At 62.2% G+C, this 851-nt stretch carries 1 protein-coding gene; it reads right to left on the bottom strand.

The features are described from left to right. A partial coding sequence (locus DMX12_RS29575) for a hypothetical protein (protein WP_177411294.1) occupies positions 1–851 on the bottom strand: 851 nt, incomplete at both ends.

Below are 851 nucleotides of genomic sequence, written 5' to 3'. Positions count from 1 at the left end.
ACGCACGGGTTGTGCAGAGCGAAGGTGTTGCCCAAGGGCGATACGGCGGTGTCTTGCAGGCCATGCGAGTCGCGAAGGTTTCCGCGCGGGCCTACCACAGGACCGGACTTGTTGGGGTCGGTTGGGCGGCCGCGGGCGTAGGTAAGCACGGCCGTAGCGTTTGCCTCGCGCGAGATGGCGATGCGTACCGTGTCATCACCTACTACGGTTACGCTGGTGATGATGTCCGCCACCGCGTCACTCTCGCGCACGTCGAAGCCCATGTTCACAGCCTGAGCACAGATTGCGGTGTCCAACACCAGCGGGCCACACGGGACGTGGAACTTCACATCGATGTGGTCGGCCTGCCAGTCCACCTTGATGGGTTCCAGCGGGCGCCACTTGCCGCTGCGCCGCACCATGGTCTGGTACATCGCACGACTGCGGTATTCGCCCAGCAGCCAAGAACCCTCGTTGGTCAGGTGCACGTCATCGGTTACAACTGGGATGGCGTAGACCGGCACCGCCAGCACGAAGTCAGGACGCTCCCGGCTGATCCGCCATTGCGACAGGGCAACGGTGTTCTTGTCCACGCCGTAGAACCTGTGGCCACCTACCTGGTAGCTGAAGATATACGGCTGGAATTCCTGACCGGTGATCGCCACGACCTGCTTGGACAGGGTGTCGAACAGGGCCAGCATCAACTGCGCGTACTGGTACGGCGACTTGGTGAACGTTGTGCCGGCGTAGTTCGACTCGCCCTGGTCCCAGCAGTAGGCCCAGCAGCTGAAGCTTTTGCCCGTGGCGTCCGCCAGGTTCTTGGTGTCCTGCACGTAGCGAACCATCTTGTTGTAGAAGGCATTCGGGTCGGA

The sequence above is a fragment of the Pseudomonas sp. MB-090624 genome (assembly GCF_003205245.1).
GTDB lineage: Bacteria > Pseudomonadota > Gammaproteobacteria > Pseudomonadales > Pseudomonadaceae > Aquipseudomonas > Aquipseudomonas juntendi.
The sequence above is the reverse complement of the archived record's forward strand: the minus strand, read 5'-3'. Positions and strand labels throughout refer to the sequence as shown.